The organism is Pseudomonas sp. TE12508, from assembly GCF_056279485.1.
In genome coordinates, this window is the sequence record NZ_JBWCCN010000003.1 from 335,732 (window position 1) to 359,613 (window position 23,882).

At 56.1% G+C, this 23,882-nt stretch carries 23 protein-coding genes; 15 read left to right on the plus strand and 8 right to left on the minus strand.

The genetic code is table 11. From position 1 onward, the window contains the following. Positions 1–192 precede the first annotated feature (192 nt). Both ACZ9IM_RS05970 and ACZ9IM_RS05975 read right to left on the minus strand, forming a co-directional pair. Positions 193–447, minus strand: coding sequence for an XRE family transcriptional regulator (locus ACZ9IM_RS05970; RefSeq protein WP_476223540.1), 255 nt, complete (start codon positions 445–447; stop codon positions 193–195). A gap of 11 nt (positions 448–458) precedes the next feature. Further along, positions 459–776: a helix-turn-helix domain-containing protein gene (locus ACZ9IM_RS05975; RefSeq protein ID WP_123495775.1), complete on the minus strand. Its 318-nt coding sequence runs from the start codon at positions 774–776 to the stop codon at positions 459–461. 338 nt (positions 777–1,114) lie between these two features. Between ACZ9IM_RS05975 and bglX the strand changes: the two genes are divergently transcribed. After that, entirely contained in the window at positions 1,115–3,343 is a 2,229-nt protein-coding gene (gene bglX / locus ACZ9IM_RS05980; RefSeq protein ID WP_476223562.1) for a beta-glucosidase BglX, read from the plus strand. A 202-nt stretch (positions 3,344–3,545) separates the two neighbouring features. Here the strand turns inward: bglX and ACZ9IM_RS05985 are convergent, their stop codons facing one another. Beyond that, entirely contained in the window at positions 3,546–4,313 is a 768-nt protein-coding gene (locus tag ACZ9IM_RS05985; RefSeq protein ID WP_476223541.1) for an AraC family transcriptional regulator, read from the minus strand. A gap of 271 nt (positions 4,314–4,584) precedes the next feature. Between ACZ9IM_RS05985 and ACZ9IM_RS05990 the strand changes: the two genes are divergently transcribed. From ACZ9IM_RS05990 to ACZ9IM_RS06010, 5 genes are all read left to right on the plus strand, one after another. After that, positions 4,585–5,403: a sulfite exporter TauE/SafE family protein gene (locus ACZ9IM_RS05990; protein WP_476223542.1), complete on the plus strand. Its 819-nt coding sequence runs from the start codon at positions 4,585–4,587 to the stop codon at positions 5,401–5,403. A gap of 71 nt (positions 5,404–5,474) precedes the next feature. Then, positions 5,475–5,843: a hypothetical protein gene (locus ACZ9IM_RS05995; RefSeq protein ID WP_476223543.1), complete on the plus strand. Its 369-nt coding sequence runs from the start codon at positions 5,475–5,477 to the stop codon at positions 5,841–5,843. A 115-nt stretch (positions 5,844–5,958) separates the two neighbouring features. After that, positions 5,959–7,146, plus strand: a complete 1,188-nt coding sequence (locus tag ACZ9IM_RS06000) for a hypothetical protein (protein WP_476223544.1) — start codon at positions 5,959–5,961, stop codon at positions 7,144–7,146. A gap of 69 nt (positions 7,147–7,215) precedes the next feature. Further along, positions 7,216–7,296, plus strand: a complete 81-nt coding sequence (locus ACZ9IM_RS06005; protein ID WP_476223563.1) for a hypothetical protein — start codon at positions 7,216–7,218, stop codon at positions 7,294–7,296. 88 nt (positions 7,297–7,384) lie between these two features. Then, positions 7,385–7,618 (plus strand): hypothetical protein, encoded by a 234-nt coding sequence (locus ACZ9IM_RS06010; RefSeq protein ID WP_429424954.1) that lies wholly within the window; start codon positions 7,385–7,387, stop codon positions 7,616–7,618. A gap of 61 nt (positions 7,619–7,679) precedes the next feature. On the opposite strand, the gene ACZ9IM_RS06015 is transcribed toward ACZ9IM_RS06010, so the two are convergent. Beyond that, positions 7,680–8,669 carry a hypothetical protein gene (locus ACZ9IM_RS06015; RefSeq protein ID WP_476223545.1) on the minus strand — a complete coding sequence of 330 codons (990 nt, stop codon included), beginning with the start codon at positions 8,667–8,669 and terminating at the stop codon, positions 7,680–7,682. 253 nt (positions 8,670–8,922) lie between these two features. Between ACZ9IM_RS06015 and ACZ9IM_RS06020 the strand changes: the two genes are divergently transcribed. Next, complete coding sequence (locus ACZ9IM_RS06020) at positions 8,923–10,482, plus strand: McrB family protein (RefSeq protein WP_476223546.1); 1,560 nt, start codon at positions 8,923–8,925, stop codon at positions 10,480–10,482. Beyond that, positions 10,479–11,780 carry an McrC family protein gene (locus ACZ9IM_RS06025; protein ID WP_476223547.1) on the plus strand — a complete coding sequence of 434 codons (1,302 nt, stop codon included), beginning with the start codon at positions 10,479–10,481 and terminating at the stop codon, positions 11,778–11,780. The genes ACZ9IM_RS06020 and ACZ9IM_RS06025 overlap by 4 nt, the downstream gene beginning before the upstream one ends. A gap of 57 nt (positions 11,781–11,837) precedes the next feature. Here the strand turns inward: ACZ9IM_RS06025 and ACZ9IM_RS06030 are convergent, their stop codons facing one another. From ACZ9IM_RS06030 to ACZ9IM_RS06045, 4 genes are all read right to left on the minus strand, one after another. Beyond that, positions 11,838–12,383 (minus strand): BRO-N domain-containing protein, encoded by a 546-nt coding sequence (locus ACZ9IM_RS06030; RefSeq protein ID WP_476223548.1) that lies wholly within the window; start codon positions 12,381–12,383, stop codon positions 11,838–11,840. Positions 12,384–12,750: 367 nt separating this feature from the next. After that, positions 12,751–14,001, minus strand: coding sequence for a ribonucleotide-diphosphate reductase subunit beta (locus tag ACZ9IM_RS06035; RefSeq protein WP_007905373.1), 1,251 nt, complete (start codon positions 13,999–14,001; stop codon positions 12,751–12,753). Positions 14,002–14,647: 646 nt separating this feature from the next. Continuing rightward, entirely contained in the window at positions 14,648–14,920 is a 273-nt protein-coding gene (locus ACZ9IM_RS06040; RefSeq protein WP_123495811.1) for a hypothetical protein, read from the minus strand. Between the two features lie 189 nt (positions 14,921–15,109). Then, the gene (locus ACZ9IM_RS06045) at positions 15,110–15,373 is read right to left on the minus strand and encodes a DUF2790 domain-containing protein (RefSeq protein WP_123495813.1); all 264 of its coding nucleotides are present in this window, start codon (positions 15,371–15,373) and stop codon (positions 15,110–15,112) included. Between the two features lie 469 nt (positions 15,374–15,842). Here ACZ9IM_RS06045 and acs point away from each other — a divergent pair, with 469 nt between their 5' ends. From acs to argR, 7 genes are all read left to right on the plus strand, one after another. After that, complete coding sequence (gene acs, locus ACZ9IM_RS06050) at positions 15,843–17,798, plus strand: acetate--CoA ligase (RefSeq protein ID WP_427625507.1); 1,956 nt, start codon at positions 15,843–15,845, stop codon at positions 17,796–17,798. 670 nt (positions 17,799–18,468) lie between these two features. Continuing rightward, positions 18,469–19,242, plus strand: coding sequence for an ABC transporter substrate-binding protein (locus ACZ9IM_RS06055; protein WP_401177250.1), 774 nt, complete (start codon positions 18,469–18,471; stop codon positions 19,240–19,242). Positions 19,243–19,332: 90 nt separating this feature from the next. Continuing rightward, a complete protein-coding gene (locus ACZ9IM_RS06060) occupies positions 19,333–20,022 on the plus strand; it encodes an ABC transporter permease (RefSeq protein ID WP_007904805.1) in 690 nt (229 codons plus the stop codon). Next, the gene (locus tag ACZ9IM_RS06065) at positions 20,019–20,717 is read left to right on the plus strand and encodes an ABC transporter permease (protein WP_476223549.1); all 699 of its coding nucleotides are present in this window, start codon (positions 20,019–20,021) and stop codon (positions 20,715–20,717) included. Before ACZ9IM_RS06060 ends, ACZ9IM_RS06065 begins: the two co-directional genes overlap by 4 nt. Position 20,718: 1 nt before the next feature. Continuing rightward, a complete protein-coding gene (locus tag ACZ9IM_RS06070; protein ID WP_476223550.1) occupies positions 20,719–21,831 on the plus strand; it encodes a M14 family metallopeptidase in 1,113 nt (370 codons plus the stop codon). Positions 21,832–21,858: 27 nt separating this feature from the next. Beyond that, positions 21,859–22,623 carry an ABC transporter ATP-binding protein gene (locus tag ACZ9IM_RS06075; protein ID WP_007904680.1) on the plus strand — a complete coding sequence of 255 codons (765 nt, stop codon included), beginning with the start codon at positions 21,859–21,861 and terminating at the stop codon, positions 22,621–22,623. Between the two features lie 245 nt (positions 22,624–22,868). Next, positions 22,869–23,849, plus strand: a complete 981-nt coding sequence (gene argR, locus ACZ9IM_RS06080) for a transcriptional regulator ArgR (protein WP_008071845.1) — start codon at positions 22,869–22,871, stop codon at positions 23,847–23,849. Positions 23,850–23,882: the final 33 nt, after the last annotated feature.

Below are 23,882 nucleotides of genomic sequence, written 5' to 3' on the forward strand. Positions count from 1 at the left end.
CGTGGGAGCGGCCGGTAAGTGATGCCGAATGCAATCTGTAGCAGCTGGCGAAGCCTGCGTTCGGCTGCGCAGCAGTCGTAAAATCAGAGATTGCGGTATGTCAGGCAGATCGCGTCAGCCGGATTCACGACTGCTGCGCAGCCGAACGCAGGCTTCGCCAGCTGCTACAAAGAGGATGTGTGCAGCCCCCATCTATCTGCGTTCGCCCAAATTTGGATATTCCGAGATTTTTGCCACGGTCAAATCGCGAAATTTTCCACTCAGTAATTCGTCCAGTTCTTCCTGCGACAGTCCGAGCCTTTGCGCGGCCTCAGTCTTGCTCAGCCGACCGTTTTGGAGGAGCAGGCCAATCTTCATGACGTGTCCGGCTTTGGCTCGCATCTCACCCGCCTCGGGACAGCCCGGCGCCACATGAACGCAGCGGTTGCTTCCATCGATTTCATTCATTTGCAGACACCTCACTCAACCATTGCATAATCCGCCCGCCCCACCGGATCCGGTGTCGACCCTCTCACATTCATCCCTCTGCCCGGTGCAAATCCCGGGAAGAACACCAGGCCTTGCGACTCAAACCGATACGCCAACGCCAGCCGGGTGACATCGAGCACCTCGCGTTCTGCCTCGAAGCGCTGAATGGCGTCAACGGAAACCCCGGATTCCTCGGACAACTCTTCAACACTCCAGCCCAGCATCGCTCGGGCCTGGGCACAGTGGGCGGGGGTGAACTGGAAGAGGGCGATACGTTCCAGGGTGATTTTCATCGCAAGAGTGGCCATGGTGTTCTCCGGGCTCGAGAGTGCTGATTCAAAATATACTGTGTTTTTGTACAGTTGTTTTGATCCCGGATCAAACTCATTTTTTTGATTGATTACACTTTTCAGTCCGGCAGGAGCTTGGGAGCGACTACGCTGTTTCTATGCGGGCACCTGAAAGCTCAAGGCTTTCAACGCCCGTGAGCAGCAATGATTGAACGTCAGCTTTCTGATCTTCAATACAGGGAAGGTGGCGTTTATGACGCAGTGCGCCACAGCGTTATGCAGGGAAGGGAATCATGAAAAGACTACGTCTGTTATGTGCCCTGATCGGTTTTACAAGCTTGCCCGTCGCGGCTGATATGGCATCGTTGAGCAAAGAGGCCTTTGTCAGCGACCTGATAAATCAAATGACCCTGGAGGAAAAAATCGGCCAACTGCGGCTGATCGCTATTGATGAAAAGATGACGCCCGAAAAAATACGCGAAGAGATCGCCGCCGGGCGAATCGGGGGTATGTATAACTCTGTAAGCCGTTTCGTAAACCGCCCCATGCAGGACGCGTCTCAACAAAGCCGCCTGAAAATCCCGATGTTTTTCGGCTGGGACGTGATACACGGCCATCGAACCATTTTCCCCATTGGTCTGGCATTGGCCTCCAGCTGGGACATTGGCGCTATTGAGCTAAGTGGTCGGATAGCGGCAAAAGAAGCCAGCGCGGACGGTATCGATATGACCTTCGCCCCGATGATAGATATCGCCCGGGATCCTCGCTGGGGACGCACTTCCGAAGGCTTTGGCGAAGACACCTACCTGGTGTCGCGCATTGCCAAAGCGATGGTTCAGGCCTACCAGGGCGCAAGCCCGAATGCACCCGACAGCATCATGGCCAGCGCCAAACATTTTGCGTTGTACGGGGCTGTCGAGGGTGGGCGCGACTACAACAGCGTCGACATGGGCCTGGCCAGAATGCACCAGGATTACCTGCCACCTTATCGTTCGGCAATTGAGGGGGGCGCAGGGGCGATGATGGTGGCGCTTAACTCGATAAATGGCGTGCCAGCCGCTTCCAATGCCTGGTTGATGCAAGACCTGCTGCGCAAAGCATGGGGCTTCAAGGGGCTGGTCATCAGCGACCATAACGGGATAAACGATCTGGTTCAGCATGGCGTGGCGAAGAATCACCGAGAAGCGGCCAGGCTCGCGATCAAGGCCGGCGTCGATATGAGCATGAACGACTTCTCCTATGGTCCGGAGCTACAGGGGCTGCTTGAGTCGGGCGCTATTTCCCAGAGCAATATTGATAACGCTGTGCGGGAAGTGCTGGGTGCCAAGTACGACATGGGGCTGTTCGAAGACCCTTACCGGCGCATCGGCATTGCCAGTGAAGACCCCGCTGACAACAATGCCGAATACCGTCTGCACAGAACCCAGGCCCGTGAGGTGGCACGCAAGACCTTGGTGCTGCTGAAGAATGAAAACGGACTCCTTCCGCTGAAAAAAGAGGGCGTGATCGCGCTCATAGGCCCATTGGCAAAAAGTACCGTCGATATCATGGGCAGTTGGTCCGCAAGCGGCGTGCCCGCGCAATCGGTGACGATCTACGACGGCCTGAAAAACGCGATGAACCAGGGCTCGCTGATCTATGCCCGAGGCGCCAATCTCGAGGAGGATCAGGAAGTCGTTAAATACCTGGAATACCAGGGCGTGTCCAAAATCGAGAATGACACGCGTCCGGCAGCAGAAATGATTGATGAAGCGGTCAAGGCTGCACAGCAAGCCGATGTCGTGATCGCAGTGGTAGGCGAGCCCCGCAGCATGTCTCACGAAGCGGCCAGTCGAACCAGCCTCGACCTGCCTGGGCGCCAGAGTGAATTGATCACCGCCCTGAAAGCCACCGGCAAGCCGTTGGTACTGGTGTTGATGAACGGCCGGCCACTGTCCATCGGCAAGGAGCAGAAACAGGCTGATGCAATTCTGGAAACCTGGTACAGCGGCTCCGAGGGAGGCAACGCCGTTGCCGATGTGTTGTTCGGCGACTACAACCCGTCTGGCAAATTACCCATCACCTTTCCACGCTCCGTGGGGCAGATCCCCAATTACTACAGCCACTTGAACACCGGTCGCCCCTACATAGCGGGTGCGCTTCGCAACTACACGTCTCAATATTTCGATCAATCCCACGGTCCGCTTTACCCCTTCGGCTTTGGGCTGAGCTATACCGACTTCAGCCTGACCGACATGGCCCTGTCGTCGACCACACTGAGCAAGACCGACAACCTCGTCGCCAGTGTCATGGTGAAGAACACCGGCCAGCGCGATGGTGAAACGGTGGTTCAGTTGTACATTCGCGATGTCGTTGGCTCTGTCAGCCGTCCGGTCAAAGAACTGAAGAACTTTCAAAAAATCATGCTCAAGGCCGGAGAAGAGAAAGCGGTCCACTTCAGCATTAATGAGAACGACTTGAAGTTCTTCAACTCCCAATTGGAATACGCCGCCGAGCCGGGTGAGTTCCGGGTGCAAATCGGTCTGGATTCCCAGGATGTGAAGGAGCAGAGCTTTGAGTTGCTGTCAGAACAAGGCAGTGGCTAAGGCCAGGAATTTTTAAAGACCAACACCACACCCGTGGCGAGGGGGCTTGCCCCCGTTCGGCTGCGCAGCAGTCGCAAGCCCGGTGCATGCGGTGTGTGCCTGACAGAACGGGGTTGCAGGTTTCAGGTCTGCTTCGCAGCCCAACGTTGGCAAGCCCCCTCGCCACAGGTTCTGCACTTGGCAGGTGCTTTTTTTGGCCTCGCTATTTCGCCCCCTCCAACCAAACGGACGGTGCTTGCCCCAGCACGCGACGAAACATCGTCGAGAACGCCGCCGGGCTGTCATAGCCAAAATCCAGGGCAATCCGCGTCACCGGCGTGCCCACTGCCAGCCGCGCCAGAGCCAGCACTACGCAGGCCCGCTGCCGCCATTGGCTGAAACTCAGCCCGGTCTGTTGGCGGAACAGACGATTAAAAGTACGCAAACTGATATGCAACTGATCAGCCCAGTGTTGCGGCGATTGGTGAGCGTTCGGTTGCTGGAGAAACATCTGACACAACCCAAGCAGCCGCGAATCCATAGGCAGCGGAATGTGCAACGGCAAGTGAGCACTACGGGCCAGCTCGTGCAGCAGCAAGTCGATCAGCGCACCGTCGCGCCCGGCCTCGTCGTACTCCAGCGCAACCTCCACCGCCTCCATCAGCAAATGCCGCATCAACGGCGAAACACTGATCACCTGACAGCGATTGCCCAAATCAACCGCCCCCGGTTCGATGTACAAGCTGCGAGTGCTCACCCCCAGCATCAACACCTCATGCGCCACCCCCGGCGGAATCCACACCGCCCGCTGCGGCGGCACCACCCAATTGCCGTCGTGCGTACTCACCTGCATCACCCCGGTGGCGCCGTACAACAACTGCGCCCGCCGATGGGTATGGCGCGGCAATCGATGACCGTCGGGGTAATCCGTGCCGAGGGCCACCACCGGCCGTGGCGTATGGTCCAGCAGATCAATCGAAACATTGCGCATCGAGCGGTACCCAGCGGTTGGCGTAAACGCAAACATTATTGGCTGACTTGCTGAAGCAGGCCAAGCCCCAATACCAGTAAGTTAAGAGCACTCCATGTGGGAGCGGGCTTGCTCGCGAAGATGGCGGCACAGCCAACATTAATGTCGCCTGACACACCGCTTTCGCGAGCAAGCCCGCTCCCACAATGGAGTGCTCTTACTTAACTTACCGGCGATAGGCCAAACCCCATCGCTCTATCGTCGATCACTCTCAACCAACGGACGATGCGCGATGTTCTTCTACCTCTTGCTGGCACTCTTCGGCTGCATGACCGGCGTCACCGCCGTGCTGTTCGGCTTCGGCGGCGGCTTCGTCGTCGTGCCCCTGCTGTACCGCATGCTCACGGCCAGCCACGGCGCCGACAACCCCATCAGCCAATCTGCGATGCACATCGCCGTAGCCACCTCGACCTGCGTGATGATCGTCAACGCCCTGATCGCTACCGGAAAACATCACCGCGCCGGTAATCTCATTCGCCATTACCTGTGGCCGTTGGGCGGGTTCATCGGTTTGGGCGCGATCATCGGCGCCGTTGCAGCGATGTGGGCGAGTGGCGAGTTGATTCGTTTTGCCTTCATCGCCTACCTCGGCGTGACGATGCTGGACTGCCTGTTCCGACGCGGTTTTCTCACACAGTCCGACGCCATAATCCCACGGCGATTGGGCAGGGCAGAAGTGTCGGGCGGCGGTGTAGGCATCGGCACCATCGCCACGTTTCTCGGCGTGGGCGGCAGCGTCATGACCGTGCCGTTGTTGCGGCGTTGTGGGCTGAGCATGTCTAAGGCGACGTCGATGGCCAATCCGTTGAGTCTGCCGGTTGCGCTGGCCGGGACGCTGACTTACATGGTGATGGCGGGGTTTACTGAGTTTGATTTGGGGCGGTGGTTTGTCGGTTATGTGGATGTGCTGGCGTTTGCGGTGTTGACTGCCGGTTCGGTGCTAGGCATTCGGCTGGCCACGCCGTGGATCGGGCGGATACCGGATCGGGTGCATGCGCTGGTTTATATTGGTTTGCTGGTTTTGGTGATGCTCAGTATGTGCGCCAAGTGAGGTTGGAATCAGTCGGCTTATTCGCAAGAATAGGCCTTCGCACTGTTCAAGATTTCACGCAGGAGAATGTCATGCCGATCCTCGAAAGCGACTGGAAGAAATTCAGGGAACTGCGCAAGATTGCGCTCGATAGATTTTGCCAAGGTGTTCTTGCCGATGCCAAGACGATCGCCCAACACGGGGCGCTGTCAGCTCACGCTCGATACGGAATGCTCTATGGATTGATCCAGGATCGGAACAAGGACATGGCCCGAGCCTTTGACTACAACAGTCAATCTCGCTCCAGCGCGCTTACAGGTTTGAGCTTGATGGTCATGCATGACTTGCTGACCGAAGCAGAGTTATCAATTCTTAGTGAAGATGCGTTGAATTATATTGCCGGCGTTGTTCGCCAACCCTATGAGCTTGAATGGGTTGACGAGATCGTGAGACAGGACTGATCTTCAACTGCAAGCTGCCAGCACCTTCTTAAGCCGCGGATTCTCGGACGTTGATTCACCATAATTCGCGGCAATATTTCGTGAGCAGACGCTCACTTCTTTCAAGGATGATTTGATGTTCAAAGGATTGCGCTTCACACCCTGCGCCACGTTGTTACTCGCGTTCTGTTCGACAGCCGATGCCGAAGGCAACAATCGCGTCTTCACCGGCACGCTGGGCAAAATGCCGATCGTGCTGGAACTCAACACCAGCGAGGAGAACGGAGTCACCGGCCGCTACTTCTATGAGAAATACCATCGCGACCTCGAGCTGAGCGGCTCGCTGCAAGAAAAGACCCTGACGCTAACCGAAGGCAACAACCGCTACGGTGACGACAAACCCCTGCCAATCCTGAAGCTGCAAGAAACGGCCAACGGCTGGCAGGGCGAATGGAAAAGCCCCAAGGGCAAAGTCCTTCAAATGCAGTTGACCGAGGCCAAGCTCCCGGCACCGACGGCAGACACATTGCCCTTCATCGCCGCGCTGCCGAAAAGCGACCCCTACGAATATCTTCGCCTGCAAGGCTTGAAGCTCAAACCGGGCAAGAAAGAGTCCTTCATGGGTTACGACCTGCAATGGTGGACGCAGCCCGAGTCCAGTCTCTCCATGTTCAGCGTCGAGTCCGGCTATCCGAAAGCCGATCAGCAGCGAATCAATCAGCAATTGTTGGGACGGCTCTGGAGCGAAGTCATCAGCTACCACGGTTGTGTGCTGCAGGGGTCAGATAATGCCGAGTTCGATCAAGGTGTCAGTCCCCAATTCCTGTCGCCCGATGTGGTCAGCCTGAACATCTCCACCAGCTATTACTGTGGCGGCGCTCACCCGGATTTTGGCAATTCGCCGATCAACCTCGACGTTCACACCGGTCATAACCTGTCGCTGGAGGACGTATTGTGGGTTGGCATAGGCAAGCCGCTGCTGCACGCCGATCGCGACGGCATGGGCGACACAGCCTTGACCGAGGAAGAGGACAACGCGCGATCCACCTATCAGCGCGAAGTATTCATACCGTGGGTGATCAAGCAATTCACCGCGCTGTACCCCAACGACATGCAGAAGCCGGTGGACGAGGACAGCTGCGACTACACCGACGAAAGCGTTTGGGGTTATTCCAACTGGTACTTCACTGCAAAAGGCCTGTACCTGGGACCGTACTTCGCCCGCGTGCAACGCAGTTGCGATGACCCGGGCTGGTCAGTTCTGCCGTACGCTGTGGTCAAGCAACATCCTGGCGCGGTCAAACTCGAACTGCCTCAGGACTAAGCCCTGGCCCGACGCCAAAAGATAAAGCCGAAGGACTTCGAGGATGATCTTGAAGGGCAGCAAGGCATCATTTTCTTCAAAGACTTCTGGCGCCGAGGAAGCGAGACCATCGGCAATCGCAGTGGCGATCATATCGACCTATGGAACTGAGCTACCCTCGTATTCAGTTGGGGTTTTCCATTGAGGGCAGTTTCTCCGACTACCACGAGTCGAAGGAAATATGGTTTTGGAAGGTCATATGAAAATTGTTAAAGGGGCCTTGTTCGTCATCCTCATGGTTGCCTTGGCCGTTGGGGCATTTAATTTGTTGTTCGTGGCAGTGTCTGACTACTTTGGGCCGTTCTACGAAAGTGAAGCGGACCAACGTCGGAACTTTGCAATTTGGCTTTTGGGTAATGCGGGGGTTGGGATGCTTTCGATTGTTATGGGGGTTGTTTTGTATCGGCGTTATCTGCGCAGAGCACGTGTTTGAACGACACGATGGCCGCCGTCCCGACGCAATATCAGCCACAGCAATAACGCGGTGACGCCGATTACTTACCCGCCAACCCCGACGCTTCACGAATAATGAAGTGATCCAGGTTCTCAATATTGGCACTGAACACCCCGAACGTCTGTTCGGGGTTTTTCTTGCTCGGTACCTGCTTCAACTCCGGCGTCACCCCATAAAAGAAGCAATACAACTCGGCGTCACTGTCGACCGCGTGCTTGATCTCCTCCAGAAACGCTTTGCGCTTGCGGTAGTTGTCGATCAGCTTCTTGCTCAAATAAACGTTCACCGAATAAGGCTTCTTCTTCGCCTCGTCCGGTTGCTTGAACCAGACCTTCTGCTCGAAATCGATGCGAAAGCTCTGGGTGTAATCCTTGATCTCCTTGATCTTGCCCCAGTAAATCAGCCCCTTGTTGTCCTGCAGATATTCGATCTTCTTGAAGAACGACCCGTAAGGCGCCGAGTGTTCGCCAATCTTCAGCGGCATGCGCTTGAGCAGATCCTTGTCCTCGAAGTTCGACACAAAACACTCCACCGGGTGGGCGAAGACACTGGTCTTGTCCGGCGTCGACTCCCGGCTCGGCTGCTCGACGTTACTGGCCGCTGAAGCTGGTTTTGGGTCATCCCGCATGGCATCCGCCGCCACCGCCGGACTCGCAGGCTTGCGCACATACTCACGCCGAGTCAGCAACAGCTCCGACGGAAAATGCTCTTCGCGACTGTCATCCGATTCCACCCCGTCCACCTCCAGGCCCGACGCCGGGGTCTTCAGACTGACATAAGGACAACCCTCAACATGCCGCGTGCTGGGGATGTTCTTGAAGTGCGGCGTGCGCACGTAATTCACGTTCTTGGCGTTGAACGTCCCCAACACGTTGGCCGCATCAAACGCCGAACGGCAGGCATCGTTGGGGCACTGGAAATGCTCCTTGGCGGAATCGAACTCCATCGTTTCGTCGAAATTCAAATCGCGCACGTCATAGATCGACAGCTTGTCGTCGAGGCTGAGGCAGTAGGCGAGGTCGAATTTCATGGGCTATCGGGCTCTTTGAGGGGATCGTTTTTATAGTCGCTAAGCGCTCGTCCTGCACAGCTTTTTCCACAGCGCGATCTACTTCTCTGTGCGGCTTTACCAGTGATGGCAATGTAGCTACCGTTGTAGGATAAATTTCCTGCGGCTGTGCGCTATTTCCTACGTCGAGTTTCGGTTTCTGCAACCCGTGTCGACAGTGATTGAGCCGCACCCCGCGATGACCATTTGCTCTCGTAGCAAGGATAGCGACTCGATGACTTCGCCTGCACTTAACCAAATCTTGTTTGGCCCTCCGGGAACCGGTAAGACGTACGCCACTATCGAGGCTGCGCTGGAAATTCTTGCTCCTGAGTTTCTTCGGGCCAACAAAGGCAAACGGGTGGCTTTAAAGAAGCGCTTTGATGAGTTAGCCGAAGATGGGCACGTTGAGTTCGTCACCTTTCATCAAAGCTTCAGCTACGAGGACTTCGTCGAAGGTCTACGTGCTGAAAGCGGAGAAGATGGGCAATTGCACTACGAAGTTGTCGATGGTGTGTTCAAAAAAATGTGCACCTCTGCCATGGCCAAGGTAAAGAGCCCCGGTGTTCTATTTATAAAGGGGGAGTCATTTGGTTCTGGGTACATAGTCGCGAGTGCATCTGCTGAGTTACTGAGCTTGGTTAAACCTAATGGTAAAGAGCTACCGATTGGGATGAGTATTCTTCACACGCTCGCTGAATATGTGCGCGCAGGGCGGTTAACCGTCGCAGATGTCCGCAACAAGCTGGTTTTTGACAAAGTGTCAGAAACTAAGCTGGAACCATATCTCATCAATGGCTACAACAATATTTTGCCGGTTTTGGTTCAGCGCATTTTGGATACGTCATCCGAAGACGCAAAGGTCAAGGAGACAACTCAATCCAGCGACGCACGCGTACTCATCATCGATGAAGTAAATCGCGGCAATATCTCTCGGATCTTCGGTGAGCTGATTACTCTCATCGAGCCATCCAAGCGTGCAGGAGCTGATGAGGCATTAAAGGTTACGCTGCCGTACTCGAAGGATCATTTCAGCGTGCCGAGTAATGTCTACCTCATTGGCACCATGAACACCGCTGATCGTTCATTGGCTGGTCTAGATATCGCGCTGCGTCGTCGTTTCACGTTCCGCGAAATGCCGCCTAAGCCTGAGCTGCTGAAAGACGTCACCGTGGGGGAACTCAATGTTGCCAAACTCCTAATAGTGATGAATCAACGAATTGAGATGCTGTTAGACCGAGATCATTGCTTAGGGCACGCGTATTTCATGCCGTTAGAGAGTGAGCCAACGCTGGAGCGATTGGGCCAAATATTCCGCGAGCAGGTGCTCCCATTACTGCAAGAGTATTTCTTCGAAGATTGGCTACGGATTCAATGGGTCCTTAACGATCATCGCAAGGCCCCTGAAAACTGCTTTATCGCGCAGTCGCTATCCAACTCAGGATCTTTGTTTGGCGATCAAGTGGTGTTGAGTAACCAAAATAACCAATGGTTTATCAACGAGGATGCCTTTACTCGGATTGAGTCTTTTTGGGGTGTCATTGATCATCTATTAGTACCTCCAAAGGTCCAGGAGGCTATCGAAGCTGAAAAAGACGACATCCAGGTTCGTCAGCTTGAAAGCGGAACAATCGAGGTTTTAAAGTCTGGGAAGATCGTCAGTCCATCTAAACCTATTTTGCGAGAGCTTGCCGCAGCGCATGGCCTGACAACACACCATGCAAGTGGTCTTGAGTTTAATACTCGCCATCTTGGCGCGGCCGTAATCAGTGCATTGAAAGGCGTGACGGTGTGAAACCCGTCATCACGGTCCGCGAGTACGCGAGGCTGACGACAGATAAAATCACTGAGCCGACGTTGGATCTTGCTCAGGTATCGATTTCTGCCTTTGACTGGCTGTGCAAATTGAATGCTACTTTCAGCAATGCTGGGGCTGCACTGGTTCAGCTTGAAAATCGATGTTTACTTAAACTCGACAACTACGTTGGTGTGTTGGAAACACCCTGTGGCACGCGTCTTGAAATTCTCCCCAAACATTTTGAGCGAGAGGACTGCATTAAGCAGAGCAGAGTGTTGTTGCGGCGCATGATCCAAGCTTCTCTAAATTTACCCACCCGTGAAGTCGGCGCGGCAGATCTTCAAAGTTTCGATGCACCGCTGGGCGAATGGGTCATGGGCCGATTCCTACTGACTCTGGATCATTTGATCAAGCGAGGTCTACGCTTTGACTACCAGCGCGTAGAGGAGGAACAACGGTTCCTACGTGGTCAATTGGATGTGGTTAAGCAAATGCGTCAACCCCCTGGACGCCAGCACCATTTCCAGATTCGACACGATATCTATTTGCCCGACCGACCAGAAAACCGCTTACTCAAATTCGCGTTAGATGAGGTTTGCAAAGCAACAAAAGATGCTGGTAACTGGCGTCTGGCTCACGAGTTAAGAAGTGTGTTGTTAGAGGTTCCTACAAGTCGCAATGTGCAGCAGGATTTCAACCAATGGAGCAGCGAGCGGCTGATGGCGCACTACATGCCAGTGAAACCCTGGTGTGAGCTGATTATCAAGCAAAAGATGCCTTTGGCGGTCGCAGGGGAGTGGCATGGCATGAGCTTGTTGTTTCCTATGGAGAAGCTGTTTGAGCGCTATGTAGCTGCGAGTCTAGACAGGGATCTGCTGCAAGACGCTCGACTTCAAACTCAAGCCCACACTGAATATTTGTGTCAGCACAAAGGCAAAAACTTCTTTCAATTGCGGCCGGATTTGATGGTTCACCATCAGAATAAAAGCTGGGTGCTGGACACAAAATGGAAGCGGTTGAACTCATCTGGTGAGGATAAGAGCTACGGTTTGAAGCAGTCCGATTTCTATCAGTTGTTCGCCTATGGCCACAAATACCTAGCGGGTGAGGGGGAGTTGGTGCTGATTTATCCAAGACGATCTGCGTTTGATGCGCCGTTACAGGTATTTGAGTTTGCATCGCAACTCAAGCTTTGGGTGCTGCCGTTTGATATGGAACGTGGCGTATTGTTAGGGGCTCCTGAAGGGTTCCCGCTTCACTCTCAGCAACAGCGATCAAGTGAACGGTTGGCGTGATGCTCAACGCTCCCAATCAAATGGGTGCAGAAAGCTGCACCCATCTTTAGCGGCTTTCTAAAATAGAAATAGCCGTGAAGCTTTCCTCCACCAAGATGTTTGCTGTTGGGGCAGCAGGATGCAAGGCATGTCCCGCATCCGTATCCATGGTTCATTCCGCCAGTGCAGCAAACTCAGTTGCATCTGAGGCCAATCCAAAACGCTCAAGGTTGGACGCTCAACTGCCTGCGCCGGTCTTGCGTCACGCAGTGCAGCTACAACCTGATGCGTCAGCCATTCGCGTAGTGAGCGATATTCCGGGCAATAGTGATAAACCAATAATGCATACACGCCCGACTCGCTGAGCATCAGTCGCTCCTCTGCTGCTCCATGAGCATGTACCAATAACATCCGTCGCTGATCCATATCGAGTTTTCGGGACATTCGCTCGTCCAAATACTTGCCCATCAACCGCCCTATATCGCGCGCGCAAAACCAGGCTTGGTTTTCGAAGAGTAGGGCGTGGAGATGAATGTCGTGGCGAGTGAATAGGGTGGATGGGAGAGGCTCCCACTCGTCGTTCATTGGTGTGGATAAATTTCTGGATGCGAGTTGAGTGGACATAATCCATGACCTCTACGTATTAATGGGACAGGGCCAGACCCAACGTAGAGTGGAACTAAAAAATCCCAACGAGCAAAGCCGTCACATTCCAACGACAAACCACCAAAGGGTGAATTGCGAATCTGTGTGATTGACCAAGCTTTCTACGTTGGGCGTTTCTTAGGCACCTGCGATGGAGCTTAGAGGTGCTTTTAGCGGGTATCAATGGAGAAACAGCTGTAAGTGCTGTAGGAGATTTAGCGCTGTGGCGTAGGGATGAAAAAGGACTACTCATGGCCCATAAAAAAGCCCCGATCTGATCGGGGCTTTGCTTTTTTTGACTTGTCGACTCAGGCAGCAAATCGTCAAATCGTGGCGAGCTAGGCTATTAATCCCAGCTCAACGCCCCACCAGTCTGATACTCAATAACCCGCGTCTCAAAGAAATTCTTCTCTTTCTTCAAGTCCATAATCTCGCTCATCCAAGGGAACGGGTTAGTCGTCCCTGGATACTCTTCCTTCAACCCAATCTGCGACAAACGACGGTTAGCAATAAACTTCAGGTAATCCTCCATCATCGCCGCATTCATGCCCAACACCCCACGAGGCATGGTATCCCGTGCGTATTCGATCTCCAGCTGAGTCCCTTGCAGAATCATCTGGCTCGCTTCTTCCTTCATCTCAGCATCCCACAAATGCGGGTTTTCGATTTTGATCTGGTTGATCACGTCGATGCCGAAGTTCAGGTGCATGGATTCGTCGCGCAGGATGTATTGGAACTGCTCGGCGACGCCGGTCATTTTGTTGCGGCGGCCCATGGAGAGGATTTGGGTGAAGCCGCAGTAGAAGAAGATGCCTTCCAGAACGCAGTAGTAGGCGATCAGGTTGCGCAGCAGCTCTTTGTCGGTTTCGACGGTGCCGGTTTCGAACTTCGGATCGGAGATCGAACGGGTGTATTTCAGGCCCCAGGTGGCTTTTTTCGCGACCGATGGGATCTCGTGGTACATGTTGAAGATCTCGCCTTCATCCATGGCCAACGATTCGATGCAGTACTGGTAGGCGTGGGTGTGGATCGCCTCTTCGAAGGCCTGGCGCAGGATGTACTGGCGGCATTCCGGGTTGGTGATCAGGCGGTACACGGCCAGGACCAGGTTGTTGGCAACCAGGGAGTCGGCGGTGGAGAAGAAGCCGAGGTTGCGCATCACGATGCGGCGCTCGTCGTCGGTCAGGCCTTCCGGGTCTTTCCAGAGGGCGATGTCGGCGGTCATGTTGACTTCTTGCGGCATCCAGTGGTTTGCGCAACCGTCCAGATACTTCTGCCAGGCCCAGTCGTACTTGAACGGTACGAGTTGGTTGAGGTCGGCACGGCAGTTGATCATGCGCTTTTCGTCGACAGCAACGCGGGCGGAGGCGCCTTCGAGTTCGGCGAGGCCTTCGGCGACGTCGAGGGTGTCCAGGGCAGCTTTGGCACGGGCGATTGCGGCAGAGTCGGTCGCGGTAACAGCGCGAGCTTCTTGAGCGGCGACACCACCAGCGGTGTCGAGTCGGTCCATGTTGGCTTCAGTCGCGTGGCCGGCGTTGGCGCCTTTTACCACGGTCTCGCCGCTGTCTTCTTTGTCGAATTCGTCCCAGCTCAGCATGACGTGTCGTCTCCTGCGTGAGGGCCAGATTGCCCGTGTGAAAACTGATAGGTTGGTTTTTCACACAGCCGTTTCTGGCCGCGTTGGATCTAAAGGAAATCGTTTTTTGCAGCAGTACAACGCAGGCAATAAACAGAATTTTGTACGGGTGTTCCGAAGCCGCCGATGGGCGCAGAAAACGTGAACCGCTCTGCGTGGGCTTCAGACTGGCTTTTCACCCCTGTAAGGGAATATTGCAGGCCCGTTTAAGTCCGCATTATAAGGAAATTTTCGGCCCCGTGGTGCGGCGAAATGGCACTCGCAGCGGTCGGCGAGGGGCGTTTTCAGGTTGGAGCGAGGGTTTACAGGGCTTTGGCGGAGGAAGTTTTTTTTTCGTCTGTTTTGGCTTGTTTTTGACGGTGAGGGCTGGGTGTTCGCGTGGTTATGGTCTGTTGTTGTGTTGCAAGCCCGGTGGGGCGGGGCTTTCGGGGGAGGGGAGCCGTTTTTGTGGGGGTAGTTTTTGGCTGAAAATGTTCTTGAAATGGATTGCTCAAAAAACAACCAAAAACAGCATTTTTTACTACATGTAGTGGTTTTGGTCGATTTTTGACCACTCCAGACACAACTAAGCCCGACCGAAGTCGGGCTTTAATGTCGCTTTCGGTTTTCAGCTGAGGCGACCAGCACCTACGTGATCAGAACCATCGGCAGCGACCTTGGCAGCGCCGGTGTGATCAAAGCCGTCAGCAGCGACTTTGGCGGCGCCGGTGTGATCAAAACCATCGGAAGCGAAAGAGGCCGAACCAGTGTGGTCGTAACCGTCAGAAGCGACAGCCGCTTCAGTGAAAGCAGCCGAACCAGTGTGGTCGTAACCATCGGCGGCGAAGGTATTGGCGGCCAGGACGGAAAGGGTCAGGGCGAGGATCAGTTTGGTTTTCATGGTGGTATCTCCAGGTTCGTTGGCGTTGTGTGCCTTGGGTGTGGAATTCATCCTACGCCAACTATTTTGATTAAAAAGCGCAAATAAACGCTGAAAACAATCGTATTTATCGATGTAGTGCTCGGCGCTTCATCTGCCTTTAAAGCGGGCGGATGGGTCGAGCCTTGATAAATAAGAGGGGGGGGCGGATCAGCCGTTAGAGCAGCCGTTGCCCATGACGCTGTAGCGCAGAATGTGCCGCTGACCTTTGGAGTCGTCGTATTCCATTTTGGCTGGAACCACTTCGCAGACATTCGGGATTTCGCTCATCGATATGACTTTGGCGATGTCCAGGTGGGTGGAGTAGGTGTATTCCTCAATAGCGGGTTGTTGCTGTGCGACATCAGTCGGGACCTCATCCGCCATGGCGGTTACGCACAGACTGCTGAGGACCAGAACCCATAAAGCTTTCATTTCAAATTTACCTTTCTGAGGTCGAATGGGGTCGCGCAATCATTTTTTGGATTGCGTGTGGAGCTTTAATAAAGAGTCTTGGATTAACTGCCTTCGTGGGGGCTGCAACTGGGTTAATCACGTTGCCTTGTTGGCGAGGCTGATTTTAGGCCTAGGGGTGGCGTGCATATAGCCGTGCTTTTGATAAACACTTTTGGCAGATTTGGTAACAATCCCTCGAGAGCCCGCCCATTTCCACTGCGCAGAATCTGCCGAAGATTGCGATCTTTCGACTTAAAAAGCCGAAGATCAAAAGATCACAGGCTTCGCCCGCTTCTACGCAGGCCCTAATAGCCGGGTTTGAGCGTTTTGTCGCGGTATAGCCACATTTTGTAGGGGCTTGTTACTACCATCGTCGAATGGTTCTATAGGCCCCGCCCGGCTACAACTGGGGGCATACAAAAACAACTATTCCACCGAGGTAAGAAAGATGAGTGCGGCTTCTTTGTATCCCGTTCGTCCCGAGGTTCTAGCCAACACGCTGACTGACGAGGCCACCTATAAGGCCATGTACCAGCAGTCGGTCGTCAACCCGGACGGCTTCTGGCGTGAACAAGCCAAGCGCCTCGACTGGATCAAGCCTTTCACCACGGTGAAGCAGACGTCCTTCGACGATCACCATGTCGACATCAAATGGTTCGCCGACGGCACGCTGAACGTTTCCTACAACTGCCTCGACCGTCATCTGGCCGAGCGCGGCGATCAAATCGCGATTATTTGGGAAGGGGATGACCCTGCCGAAAGCCGCAACATCACTTACCGCGAGCTGCACGAACAAGTCTGCAAGTTCGCCAACGCCTTGCGCGGCCAGGATGTGCATCGCGGCGACGTGGTGACGATCTATATGCCGATGATCCCCGAAGCCGTGGTCGCCATGCTGGCCTGCACCCGGATCGGCGCGATTCACTCGGTGGTGTTTGGTGGTTTCTCGCCGGAAGCCCTGGCCGGTCGCATCATCGACTGCCGCTCGAAAGTGGTGATCACCGCTGACGAAGGCATTCGTGCCGGCAAGAAGATTTCGCTCAAGTCCAACGTCGACGACGCACTGACCAACCCGGAAACCAGCAGCATTCAGAAAGTCATCGTGTGCAAGCGCACCGGTGGCAACATCAAGTGGAACCAGCATCGCGACATCTGGTACGAAGACCTGATGAAAGTGGCGGGCAGTGTGTGCGCGCCGAAAGAGATGGGCGCCGAAGAAGCGCTGTTCATCCTTTATACCTCCGGCTCCACCGGTAAGCCAAAGGGCGTGCAGCACACCACTGGCGGTTACCTGCTGTATGCGGCGATGACCCACGAGCGCGTGTTCGATTACCGTCCGGGGGAAATCTACTGGTGCACCGCCGACGTCGGCTGGGTCACTGGCCACTCTTATATCGTCTACGGCCCGCTGGCCAATGGCGCGACCACGCTGCTGTTCGAAGGCGTGCCGAACTATCCGGACATCACCCGGGTGGCGAAGATTGTCGACAAGCACAAGGTCAACATCCTCTACACCGCGCCCACTGCGATCCGCGCGATGATGGCGTCGGGCACTGCAGCTGTTGAAGGTGCCGATGGCAGCAGCCTGCGTCTGTTGGGTTCGGTCGGTGAGCCGATTAACCCGGAAGCGTGGGATTGGTACTACAAGAACGTCGGCCAATCCCGTTGCCCGATCGTCGATACCTGGTGGCAGACCGAAACCGGCGGCAACATGATGAGCCCGCTGCCGGGCGCTCATGCTCTGAAACCTGGCTCTGCGGCACGGCCGTTCTTCGGCGTGGTGCCGGCGCTGGTGGACAACCTGGGCAACATCATCGAAGGCGTTGCCGAGGGTAACCTGGTGATTCTCGACTCGTGGCCAGGCCAGGCGCGCACGCTGTTTGGCGACCATGACCGCTTCGTCGATACCTACTTCAAGACGTTCCGTGGCATGTATTTCACCGGTGACGGTGCACGTCGTGATGCGGACGGTTACTACTGGATCACCGGTCGCGTGGATGACGTGCTTAACGTTTCCGGGCACCGCATGGGCACCGCCGAAATCGAAAGCGCGATGGTTGCACACCCGAAAGTCGCCGAAGCGGCGGTGGTCGGTGTGCCACACGACATCAAGGGGCAGGGCATTTATGTCTATGTCACGTTGAATGCTGGCGAAGAGCCGAGCGAGCAATTGCGCCTGGAGTTGAAAAACTGGGTGCGTAAGGAGATCGGTCCGATTGCTTCGCCGGATGTGATTCAGTGGGCGCCGGGGCTGCCGAAAACCCGTTCGGGCAAGATCATGCGCCGGATTCTGCGCAAGATTGCGACGGCCGAATACGATGGGTTGGGGGATATTTCGACCCTGGCTGATCCGGGTGTGGTGCAGCACTTGATTGATACGCACAAGACCATGAACGTCGCGTAAGCGCTGATTTTTGAGTCATCGAAACCCCACCAGGTGTTGAGCCTGGTGGGGTTTTTTCGTATTGATCGTTCCCATGCTCTGCGTGGGAATGCCGCAATGGACGCTCCGCGTCCGCCGTTGACGCTGTGACGCAGAGCGTCACGGGATGCATTCCCACGCGGAGCGTGGGAACGATCAGCGGGAGTGCCAATAATTATCGATGTCCGCCGTAGGCCCATTCCCACTGTTACCCATCACCCTTCAAGTAACTGAATGTGTAACCGCGCGCTCCGCTACGGGGCGATGGGAAACGCAAAGCCCCGTCACAGGGCCTCTAAACCCGCCATGAAAAATAAGACACCACGCTGCGCTTGCCGGATTAGAAGGGTTTGCCAATAATAGGCCCGCAATTTGCAATATAGATCGGTTCACTGTCTTTTGCTCTTGCATGAAATTGCAAGGCTGTCAACGCGCTCGGGCGGCTTTCTCGGTGCATCTGTAATTTGTTGTCGCATTGAAGAAATATCGGCTTCGGGCCTGTCGTTAGAATGCCGATCACTCGCTCGTCGTTGCCTGTGTTGAAATCAGCGCACGGTTCCTAGGACGCAGCACCGCTTTGCGGTTTAACCCATTCGCATATTGGGCTGTTGCTCACTCTGCCGTTTTTGCCCTTTACCGATGGAGTCCCAAGATGAAGAAACTTGTGCTGCTTGGCGCCCTGGCACTGTCCGTGCTGTCCCTGCCGACCTTCGCCGATGACAAGCCCGTAAAAATCGGTATCGAAGCAGCTTACCCTCCGTTCGCCTCCAAAGCGCCGGACGGCAGCATCGTGGGTTTTGACTACGACATCGGCAACGCCCTGTGCGAAGAGATGAAGGTCAAGTGCGTGTGGGTCGAGCAAGAGTTCGACGGCCTGATCCCGGCACTCAAGGTGCGCAAGATCGACGCGATCCTGTCGTCCATGTCGATCACCGAAGACCGCAAGAAGTCCGTGGACTTCACCAACAAGTACTACAACACCCCGGCTCGCCTGGTCATGAAGGCCGGCACTGCAGTCAGCGAAAGCCTGGCTGAGTTGAAGGGCAAGAACATCGGCGTGCAACGTGGTTCGATCCACGAGCGTTTCGCCCGCGAAGTCCTGGCCCCGCTGGGTGCCGAGATCAAGCCTTACGGTTCGCAGAACGAAATCTACCTCGACGTGGCCGCCGGTCGCCTCGACGGCACCGTGGCAGACGCTACCCTGCTGGATGACGGTTTCCTGAAAACCGACGCCGGCAAAGGTTTCGCCTTCGTTGGCCCGGCCTTCACCGACGTCAAATACTTCGGCGACGGCGTGGGTATCGCAGTTCGCAAGGGCGACGCGCTGAAAGACAAGATCAACACCGCGATCGCGGCCATTCGCGAGAACGGCAAGTACAAGCAAATCCAGGACAAGTACTTCGCCTTCGATATCTACGGCAAGTAATCGTCCCCGCAACAAGTCCGAAATGGCGCAAGCAACAGGATCTCTGAGGTTTGCGCCATTTTTTCATCCCAACTTTCGAGGACCTGAATCATGTTGAAAGGCTACGGGGCTGTCATCCTCGATGGCGCATGGCTGACGCTTCAGCTCGCCTTGTCGTCCATGGTCTTGGCCATTGTTCTGGGTCTGATCGGCGTTGCGCTGCGTCTGTCCCCAATACGCTGGCTGGCCTGGCTGGGCGATCTGTATTCCACGGTGATCCGCGGTATTCCCGATCTGGTGCTGATCCTGCTGATTTTCTACGGTGGCCAGGACCTGCTCAACCGTGTCGCGCCGATGCTCGGCTATGACGACTACATCGACCTGAACCCGCTGGCCGCCGGCATCGGCACCCTGGGCTTCATCTTCGGTGCGTACCTGTCGGAAACCTTCCGTGGTGCCTTCATGGCAATCCCGAAGGGGCAGGCAGAAGCCGGCATGGCGTACGGCATGAGCAGTTTTCAGGTGTTCTTCCGGGTGTTGGTGCCGCAGATGATTCGTCTGGCGATTCCGGGTTTCACCAATAACTGGCTGGTACTGACCAAGGCGACCGCGCTGATTTCGGTGGTCGGTCTGCAAGACATGATGTTCAAGGCCAAGCAGGCGGCAGATGCTACCCGCGAGCCTTTCACCTTCTTCCTCGCAGTGGCGGCGATGTACCTGGTGATCACCAGCGTCTCGTTGCTGGCATTGCGTCACCTTGAGAAGCGCTACTCGGTAGGCGTAAGGGCGGCTGATCTATGATCTTCGACTACAACGTCATTTGGGAGGCCTTGCCGCTGTACCTCGGCGGCCTGGTGACCACCCTCAAACTGCTCGCGCTGTCGCTGTTCTTCGGTTTGCTGGCGGCACTGCCGCTGGGGCTGATGCGCGTCTCCAAGCAGCCGGTCGTCAACATGAGTGCCTGGCTGTTCACCTACGTGATCCGCGGCACGCCAATGCTGGTGCAGCTGTTTTTGATCTACTACGGTCTGGCGCAGTTCGAAGCGGTGCGTGAAAGCTTCCTCTGGCCATGGCTGTCCAGCGCCACGTTCTGTGCGTGCCTGGCCTTCGCCATCAACACCAGCGCCTACACCGCTGAAATCATCGCCGGTAGCCTGCGTGCCACGCCCAATGGCGAGATCGAAGCGGCCAAGGCCATGGGCATGTCACGGGTCAAAATGTATAAGCGGATTCTGCTGCCATCGGCCCTGCGCCGGGCACTGCCGCAGTACAGCAACGAAGTGATCATGATGCTGCAGACCACCAGTCTGGCGTCCATCGTGACCCTGATCGACATCACCGGTGCCGCGCGCACGGTCAACGCTCAGTTCTACTTGCCGTTTGAAGCCTACATCACCGCCGGCGTGTTCTACCTGTGCCTGACCTTCATTCTGGTGCGCCTGTTCAAAATGGCCGAGCACCGCTGGCTGGGCTATCTGGCCCCGCGGAAGCACTGATATGGAACGCATCGATCATGTATTGCCGTGGAGCCACCTGGGCAGTGAACGCCGGATTTCGGTGTTCCGCTTCGGCGCTGGCGAGCGCAAGGCCTACATCCAGGCCAGCCTGCACGCCGATGAACTGCCGGGGATGCGCACGGCCTGGGAGCTGAAAAAGCGCCTGACCGAACTCGAAGCCCAAGGCTTGCTCAACGGTGTGATCGAACTGGTGCCGGTGGCCAACCCACTGGGCCTGGGTCAACTGCTTCAGGGTAATCATCAGGGGCGATTCGAGGCCGGCAGCGGCAAGAATTTCAACCGCGATTTCGTCGAGCTGAGCGAGCCTGTGGCCGCTGAGCTGCAAGGGCATCTGGGTGACGATCCTCACGCCAATGTCCGTTTGATCCGAGAAACCATGAGCGATGTGCTGGCTGCCTTGCCGCCTGCCGCGAGTCAGTTGCAAGGCATGCAGCGCATCCTGCTCAGCCATGCCTGCAATGCCGACGTGGTGCTGGATTTGCACTGCGATTGCGAAGCGGCGCTGCACATGTACGCCTTGCCGCAACACTGGCCGCATTGGCGTTCGCTGGCCGCACACTTGAACGTCAAGGTCGGGCTGTTGGCGGAAGATTCCGGCGGCAGCTCCTTTGATGAAGCGTGTTCGCTGCCATGGCTGCGTCTGTCGCGTCTGTTTCCGGATGCCCAGATTCCACTGGCCTGCCTGGCGACGACCATCGAGTTGGGCGGCCAATCCGATACCGGTCGCGAAGAGGCAGAGGCTTACGCCGAAGGCATTCTGGCGTTCCTCGCTGAGCAAGGGTTGATCAGCGGCGAATGGCCAAAGCCTGCGCAAGACGCTTGCGAAGGCATGCCGTTCGAAGGCACTGAATTGCTGTTCGCGCCGCATCCGGGCGTGGTGAGTTTTCTGCGTAAACCCGGTGAGTGGGTTGAGGCGGGTGACGAGATTTTTGAAGTGATCGATCCGTTATCGGATCGGGTCAGCACGGTGTGTGCTGGTACGTCCGGGGTGCTGTTTGCCATTGAACGGCTGCGTTATGCCCAACCCGGTTTCTGGCTGGCCAAGGTGGCGGGGCGCGAAGCGCTGCGTCACGGGCGCTTGCTCAACGACTGACTGACTGTTTTTGTGAGAACCGACCGCATGTACAAACTTGAAGTCCAAGACCTGCATAAACGCTATGGCAGTCACGAAGTGCTCAAGGGCGTGTCCCTGAAAGCGGCGGCTGGCGATGTGATCAGCATCATCGGCTCCAGTGGCTCCGGCAAAAGTACTTTCCTGCGCTGCATCAACCTGCTCGAGCAGCCGCACGCGGGCAAGATTCTGCTCAACAACGAAGAGCTGAAGCTGGTCGCCAACAAGGACGGCGCGCTGAAAGCCGCCGACCCGAAACAGCTGCAACGCATGCGTTCGCGCCTGTCGATGGTGTTCCAGCATTTCAACCTGTGGTCGCACATGACCGCGATGGAAAACATCATGGAAGCGCCGGTCCACGTGCTCGGCATGTCCAAGACCGAAGCTCGCGAGAAGGCCGAGCATTACCTGAACAAGGTCGGTGTTGCTCATCGCAAAGATGCTTATCCTGGCCACATGTCCGGCGGCGAGCAGCAGCGTGTGGCGATTGCCCGTGCGCTGGCGATGGAACCTGAGGTGATGCTGTTCGACGAACCGACTTCGGCCCTCGACCCTGAGTTGGTCGGTGATGTGCTGAAAGTCATGCAGGCCCTGGCACAGGAAGGCCGGACCATGGTGGTGGTGACGCACGAAATGGGCTTTGCCCGTGAAGTGTCCAACCAGTTGGTGTTCCTGCACAAAGGCGTCGTCGAAGAAAGCGGCAACCCGCGTGAAGTGCTGGTCAATCCGCAGTCCGAGCGTTTGCAACAATTTTTGTCCGGCAGCTTGAAATAATCAGGGCTGCCGTTGTGCACCGCGATAGTGCATGCTTCGCGATTTAGAGGCCGGGCCCGATTCCTGTGGGAGCTGGCCTGCCAGCGATAGCGGTGGGCCAGTTTGCATCTTTGGCACAGGCCCACCGCCATCGCTGGCAGGCCAGCTCCCACAGTTTGATTTCCATCGGTTTCAAGATTTGTGTTCATTTACGGGCTAGCCTTGGCCCATGCCTTCATTCTGTTCTTTGCTTCGGATTGCCCGCCATGACTGCCCATCGAATTGGTTTCCTGATTTGGCCCAGCACTAAAGCTCTGACGCTTGCGCTGGCTGAGGAGGCCTTGCGTGTTGCCCAGCGTGTGCATCCGGACGTTGTTTACGAACTGTCGTTTTTGCAGGCCGAACCACCGACCGAAGGCGCCTGGCAATTGCCGGGTGAACCCTGGGCCGGCAAGCTCGAAAACTTCCAGAAACTGTTCCTGCTCGCCGACGAGCCGCCGACCTCGCTCGCGCCAGCGCTCAGCAGTGGGCTGAAACAACTGGTGCGCGCCGGGTGTGTAATAGGCGGGTTGTCGGCCGGTGTTTACCCGTTGGCGCAATTGGGTTTGCTCGACGGTTATCGCGCTGCCGTGCACTGGCGCTGGCAGGACGATTTCGCCGAGCGTTTCCCGAAGGTGATTGCCACCAGTCACCTGTTCGACTGGGATCGCGATCGCTTGACCGCGTGCGGCGGCATGTCGGTACTCGACCTGTTGTTGGCGGTGCTGGCCCGCGATCACGGCGCCGAACTGGCCGGTGCGGTGTCGGAAGAGCTGGTGGTCGAGCGCATCCGCGAGGGCGGCGAACGCCAACGCATTCCGCTGCAGAACCGCCTCGGTTCCAGTCATCCGAAGCTCACCCAGGCGGTGTTGCTGATGGAAGCCAATATCGAAGAGCCGCTGACCACCGACGAAATTGCCCAGCACGTGTGCGTATCGCGTCGGCAGCTGGAACGGATCTTCAAGCAATACCTCAACCGTGTGCCGAGCCAGTACTACCTGGAGCTGCGCCTGAACAAGGCCCGGCAGATGTTGATGCAAACCAGCAAGTCGATCATCCAGATCGGCCTGTCATGTGGCTTTTCTTCGGGGCCGCATTTTTCCAGCGCCTATCGCAACTTCTTCGGTGCCACGCCGCGGGAAGATCGCAACCAGCGGCGCAGCAGCAGCCCGTTCGAGTTGTCATCGGTGCCGTCCGAGCGCGGTTGAATCTGCGCAAGGCTAACTCGAACCAGGCGTTGA

Coding starts and splice junctions, on each gene's coding strand:
- ACZ9IM_RS05970 (WP_476223540.1), bottom strand. CDS start 447: ATGAATGAAATCGATGGAAGCAACCGCTGCGTTCATGTGGCGCCGGGC.
- ACZ9IM_RS05975 (WP_123495775.1), bottom strand. CDS start 776: ATGGCCACTCTTGCGATGAAAATCACCCTGGAACGTATCGCCCTCTTC.
- bglX (WP_476223562.1), top strand. CDS start 1,115: ATGGCATCGTTGAGCAAAGAGGCCTTTGTCAGCGACCTGATAAATCAA.
- ACZ9IM_RS05985 (WP_476223541.1), bottom strand. CDS start 4,313: ATGCGCAATGTTTCGATTGATCTGCTGGACCATACGCCACGGCCGGTG.
- ACZ9IM_RS05990 (WP_476223542.1), top strand. CDS start 4,585: ATGTTCTTCTACCTCTTGCTGGCACTCTTCGGCTGCATGACCGGCGTC.
- ACZ9IM_RS05995 (WP_476223543.1), top strand. CDS start 5,475: ATGCCGATCCTCGAAAGCGACTGGAAGAAATTCAGGGAACTGCGCAAG.
- ACZ9IM_RS06000 (WP_476223544.1), top strand. CDS start 5,959: ATGTTCAAAGGATTGCGCTTCACACCCTGCGCCACGTTGTTACTCGCG.
- ACZ9IM_RS06010 (WP_429424954.1), top strand. CDS start 7,385: ATGAAAATTGTTAAAGGGGCCTTGTTCGTCATCCTCATGGTTGCCTTG.
- ACZ9IM_RS06015 (WP_476223545.1), bottom strand. CDS start 8,669: ATGAAATTCGACCTCGCCTACTGCCTCAGCCTCGACGACAAGCTGTCG.
- ACZ9IM_RS06020 (WP_476223546.1), top strand. CDS start 8,923: ATGACTTCGCCTGCACTTAACCAAATCTTGTTTGGCCCTCCGGGAACC.
- ACZ9IM_RS06030 (WP_476223548.1), bottom strand. CDS start 12,383: ATGTCCACTCAACTCGCATCCAGAAATTTATCCACACCAATGAACGAC.
- ACZ9IM_RS06035 (WP_007905373.1), bottom strand. CDS start 14,001: ATGCTGAGCTGGGACGAATTCGACAAAGAAGACAGCGGCGAGACCGTG.
- ACZ9IM_RS06040 (WP_123495811.1), bottom strand. CDS start 14,920: ATGAAAACCAAACTGATCCTCGCCCTGACCCTTTCCGTCCTGGCCGCC.
- ACZ9IM_RS06045 (WP_123495813.1), bottom strand. CDS start 15,373: ATGAAAGCTTTATGGGTTCTGGTCCTCAGCAGTCTGTGCGTAACCGCC.
- acs (WP_427625507.1), top strand. CDS start 15,843: ATGAGTGCGGCTTCTTTGTATCCCGTTCGTCCCGAGGTTCTAGCCAAC.
- ACZ9IM_RS06055 (WP_401177250.1), top strand. CDS start 18,469: ATGAAGAAACTTGTGCTGCTTGGCGCCCTGGCACTGTCCGTGCTGTCC.
- ACZ9IM_RS06060 (WP_007904805.1), top strand. CDS start 19,333: ATGTTGAAAGGCTACGGGGCTGTCATCCTCGATGGCGCATGGCTGACG.
- ACZ9IM_RS06065 (WP_476223549.1), top strand. CDS start 20,019: ATGATCTTCGACTACAACGTCATTTGGGAGGCCTTGCCGCTGTACCTC.
- ACZ9IM_RS06070 (WP_476223550.1), top strand. CDS start 20,719: ATGGAACGCATCGATCATGTATTGCCGTGGAGCCACCTGGGCAGTGAA.
- ACZ9IM_RS06075 (WP_007904680.1), top strand. CDS start 21,859: ATGTACAAACTTGAAGTCCAAGACCTGCATAAACGCTATGGCAGTCAC.
- argR (WP_008071845.1), top strand. CDS start 22,869: ATGACTGCCCATCGAATTGGTTTCCTGATTTGGCCCAGCACTAAAGCT.